The sequence below is a fragment of the Actinomycetota bacterium genome (assembly GCA_030776725.1).
In the GTDB taxonomy this organism is placed as follows: Bacteria; Actinomycetota; Nitriliruptoria; order Nitriliruptorales; family JAHWKO01; genus JAHWKW01.
This window is the reverse complement of sequence record JALYHG010000260.1, coordinates 1-3,723: the sequence shown is the minus strand read 5'-3', so window position 1 is coordinate 3,723 and position 3,723 is coordinate 1. Positions and strand designations below refer to the sequence as shown.

At 71.5% G+C, this 3,723-nt stretch carries 7 protein-coding genes; 1 reads left to right on the top strand and 6 read right to left on the bottom strand.

The genetic code is table 11. The features are described from left to right. The coding region (locus M3N57_12730; protein MDP9023536.1) for a hypothetical protein at positions 1-336 on the top strand (336 nt) is incomplete at its 5' end. A gap of 88 nt (positions 337-424) precedes the next feature. On the opposite strand, the gene M3N57_12725 is transcribed toward M3N57_12730, so the two are convergent. The 6 genes from M3N57_12725 to M3N57_12700 form a co-directional block, all read right to left on the bottom strand. Then, a complete protein-coding gene (locus tag M3N57_12725) occupies positions 425-745 on the bottom strand; it encodes a DUF2469 domain-containing protein (protein MDP9023535.1) in 321 nt (106 codons plus the stop codon). Then, positions 742-1,467, bottom strand: coding sequence for a ribonuclease HII (locus M3N57_12720; protein MDP9023534.1), 726 nt, complete (start codon positions 1,465-1,467; stop codon positions 742-744). The genes M3N57_12725 and M3N57_12720 overlap by 4 nt, the downstream gene beginning before the upstream one ends. Beyond that, complete coding sequence (gene lepB, locus M3N57_12715; protein ID MDP9023533.1) at positions 1,452-2,249, bottom strand: signal peptidase I; 798 nt, start codon at positions 2,247-2,249, stop codon at positions 1,452-1,454. Before lepB ends, M3N57_12720 begins: the two co-directional genes overlap by 16 nt. Positions 2,250-2,283: 34 nt before the next feature. After that, the gene (gene rplS, locus M3N57_12710) at positions 2,284-2,637 is read right to left on the bottom strand and encodes a 50S ribosomal protein L19 (GenBank protein MDP9023532.1); all 354 of its coding nucleotides are present in this window, start codon (positions 2,635-2,637) and stop codon (positions 2,284-2,286) included. 137 nt (positions 2,638-2,774) lie between these two features. After that, complete coding sequence (gene trmD / locus M3N57_12705; GenBank protein MDP9023531.1) at positions 2,775-3,536, bottom strand: tRNA (guanosine(37)-N1)-methyltransferase TrmD; 762 nt, start codon at positions 3,534-3,536, stop codon at positions 2,775-2,777. Further along, positions 3,536-3,723: hypothetical protein (locus M3N57_12700; GenBank protein ID MDP9023530.1), on the bottom strand; the 188-nt coding region annotated here is incomplete at its 5' end. The genes trmD and M3N57_12700, both read right to left, overlap by 1 nt.

Sequence of the window (3,723 nt, the reverse complement as noted above, 5' to 3'; positions counted from 1 at the left end):
GCGCTGCGTGGGCCGGCCCCGGCCGCTCCGCCGATCCGCCGCCCCGCGGGTGCGGTCGCCGGCGGACCACCGGCGGCGAGGGGGTCAGCGGTGCGGGCTCCCGCCCCCCAAGACACCACCTTCGGCGACCTGCCCCTGCCGCCGCCGGTGACCGTGACCGAGACCGAAACCGCGCTCGAGCAGGTGGCGCTGGAAGGCGACGACCCGGAACGCGGGTGGCTGCCCTACCTCGCCGGGGCGGTCCTGGTCCTCACGGCCGCGGCGCTGCTCCCGCTGGCTCGACCGGCGCAGGTCAGCCGAGGAGGCCCGCCCCCCAAGCGACCGCGCCGACGATGATCAGCGTGCCGATGACGAGCAGCGCGATGTCGGCTGCTCTGCCGTCGCGGTACCGCCGGGTGGCGTTGAAACCCATCGGGCCCTCGGGTCAGCCGATGAACGGCGGGGCGTCGTCCTGGTCGTCGTGCGCGAGCTCCTCGATGTTGACGTCCCGGAAGGTCAGCACCCGGACGTCCTTGAGGAACCGCGCCGGACGGTACATGTCCCACACCCAGGCGTCGCGGATCGACACCTCGAAGTACAGGTCCCCCCCGGGGCCCTCGTTGCGGGGCTCCACCGACACCTCGTTCGCGAGGTAGAACCGCCGCTCGGTCTCGACGACGTAGCGGAACATCCGCACGACGTCGCGGTACTCGCGGTACAGCGCGAGCTCGAGGTCGTTCTCGTAGGCGTCGAGGTCGTCGGTCACCGACGCTCCGTCCCGTCACGGTGTGGCAGGTTTTCATCGCTGTCCGGGTCCTGCAGATCGGCCCGGTCGAGGCCGTCAATGGTAGGTCCCCCGTGCGCCGCCGCCACCGGAGCGAAGCAGCGCCGGTGGAACTCGCACGGACCCAGCCTGGCGAGGGCGGCCAGGTGCTCCGGGGAGCGGTAACCCTTGTGGCTGGCGAAGCCGTACCCCGGGTAGCGGCGCTCGGCGCGAACCATGATCCGGTCGCGCGTGACCTTGGCCACGATCGAGGCGGCCGCGACCGAGGTGCAGACCTGGTCGCCTTTGACCACGCGCAGCGCCGGGACGGACGTCCGCGCCAACGTGAAGCCGTCGACCAGGACGTAGTCGGGGGTCGGGTCGAGCTTGTTGAGTGCCGCTCGGAGCGCAGCGAGGTTGGCCCGTTGCAAGCCGATGCCGTCGAGTCTGGTGTGGCTGACCCGGAAGATGCCGACCGCCACGGCTCCCGCGACGATCTCGTCGTACAGCCGCTCACGGTCGGTCGGTGAGACCAGCTTGGAATCGTTGAGGCCGTCAGGCGCCCAGCCGGGCGGGAGCATCACCGCGGCGGCCACGAGCGGCCCGGCCAGCGCCCCACGTCCCGCCTCGTCGGCGCCGGCGACGTGGCGGAAGCCCTGCGCGTGCAGCAACTGTTCGTAGGCGCCGGTGGGGGCAGCGTCCACGGCCATCAGTAGGTCGAGCACGGCCCGACGGTGACGGGTTCGGTCGCCTGCGGCGCCGATCGCGACGCGGGCGGGACGTCCGGGTACCGCGGCGACCGCAGGAACCGGATCCGGTCGGGCGGCCAGATCACCGTGAAGGCCTTCCCGACCACCGCGTCACGGTCGACGAACCCGAGCGTGGCGTAGCGCGAGTCCGACGAGTTCGGCCGGTTGTCGCCGAGGAAGAACAGCTTCCCCTCCGGCACGATGATCGGCTCGCAGGAACGTGGGTCGTCCACCGCGTACGGCTCGGGCAGCCAGACGCCGTTCACAGCGACCCGGCCGTCGTCGATGCGGATCTCGTCTCCGGGGAGACCGATCACCCGCTTGACGTAGTCACGTGCGTTGGCGGGGGCGAGCCCGACGAGCTGGCCGATCCCACGCACCACCGTCGACACCGGATCGCGATCCTCGGTGGGGACGGCGAACTGGTGCCCCTCGAAGACGACGATCTCGCCGTGTTGAGGATCGCGGAGACGGTAGGTGACCTTGTCGACGAGGATGCGGTCGTCGACCAGGAGGGTCGGCTCCATGGAACTCGACGGGATGTAGAAGACCTGTACCACGAACGTGCGCAGCACGAACGCCAACAGGAACGCAACGAGCACCAGGACGGGCAGTTCCCGCAGGAACGACGCGACGCTGTCGTCGCGACGGCGGCGCCGTGGGCGCCTCCGACTGCTCCATTCCGCGGTCAGATCGTCGGAAGCCTCTGGCTGAACGGGAGCCGCGTCCACAGGTCCGCGCGGCTCGGGGCCGCTCATGCCGACGACCGTCGGGCGGTCTGGGGCCGGTGGCTCATCGGGCCGGCTCGCGCTTCTCCTTGATCCGGGCCTTCTTCCCGGTCCGCTCCCGCAGGTAGTACAGCTTCGCTCGGCGGACCTTCCCGCGGCGGGTCACCTCGACCTGGTCGATGATCGGGCTGTGCACCGGGAAGGTGCGCTCCACGCCGACCCCGAACGAGACCTTGCGGACGGTGAACGTCTCGCGGACGCCGCCGCCCTGGCGACGCAGGACCACGCCCTCGAAGACCTGGATCCTCGACCGGTTGCCCTCGACGACCCGGACGTGGACCCGGACGGTGTCGCCGGGGCGGAAGTCGGGAAGATCGTCGCGCAGATACTGCTGTTCGACCACGTCGACGTTGTTCATCGTGGCATCCATCGGTCGGGCCGGAGGGCGGGGGGCGTTCGGCAGGCTACCCGACGTTCGGGGACGCGCGGCCGGCGCGGGTGCGTCTGGAGACGACCGACCGCCTGCTTCTATGGACGTCCGCGCCCCGCCGGTGGCTACCCGAGCTCGCCGTGTTCGTCGCCGGGTGCGGGTTCGCCTCCGGCAGCCAGCCACCGGCGGTACAGGTCGGGGCGCCGCTGTCTGGTCACCTCCAGCGCCTGTTCTCGACGCCACCGCGCCACAGCACCGTGGTCGCCGGAGCGCAGCACGTCGGGGACCGCCAACCCCCGCACCTGCGGTGGACGGGTGTAGTGCGGGTACTCGAGGAGGCCTGCGCTGAACGACTCGTCCTCGACCGACGTGAGGTTGCCCATGACGCCGGGAACCAGGCGGCTGACCGCCTCGACCAGCACGACCGCGGCGGCCTCGCCGCCACCCAGGACGTAGTCGCCGATCGAGAGCTCGTCGGTGGCGACCGCGTCGTGGACGCGCTCGTCGATGCCCTCGTACCGCCCGCAGCACACCACCAGCCGGTTTTCGGTGGCGAGCTCGGCGACCAGCGGTTGGGTCAGGGGCGTCCCGCGGGGCGTCAGCAGCACGGTGCGTGGCCGACGGCCCGCGACGCGGTACGGCGCGCCGTCCACGTCGAGGTTCCACACGTCCTCGGCCGCGTCGAACCAGACGTCGGCGCGCATCACCATCCCCGCGCCGCCGCCGTACGGCGCGTCGTCCACGACGTGGTGCTTCCCGATCCCCCACCTGCGCAGGTCGTGGACCCGCAGGTCCACCAGCCCGGCGTCGACGGCCTTGCCCAGTAGCGAGGTGGTGAACGGTCCGGCGAAGAACTCCGGGAAGATCGACAGCACGTCGATCCGCATCACGCCTCCCCGGCCTCGTCGAGGAGGCCAGGCGGCGGTGAGGTCACGACCAGGCGTTCAGTGCCGTCGGGGTCCTCGTCGATGCCGACGTAGTCCTCGACGGCCGGCAGCAGCCAGGTGGAGTCGTCGTGGCGGCGGACCTCCAGCAGGTCGTACTCCGCCGCAGCGGGGAGCTCGATCAGCGCGT

What these genes read in the sequence shown, in the direction of transcription:
- trmD (MDP9023531.1), bottom strand. Translation starts at nt 3,536, where the DNA reads ATGCGGATCGACGTGCTGTCGATCTTCCCGGAGTTCTTCGCCGGACCG.
- rplS (MDP9023532.1), bottom strand. Translation starts at nt 2,637, where the DNA reads ATGAACAACGTCGACGTGGTCGAACAGCAGTATCTGCGCGACGATCTT.
- lepB (MDP9023533.1), bottom strand. Translation starts at nt 2,249, where the DNA reads ATGAGCGGCCCCGAGCCGCGCGGACCTGTGGACGCGGCTCCCGTTCAG.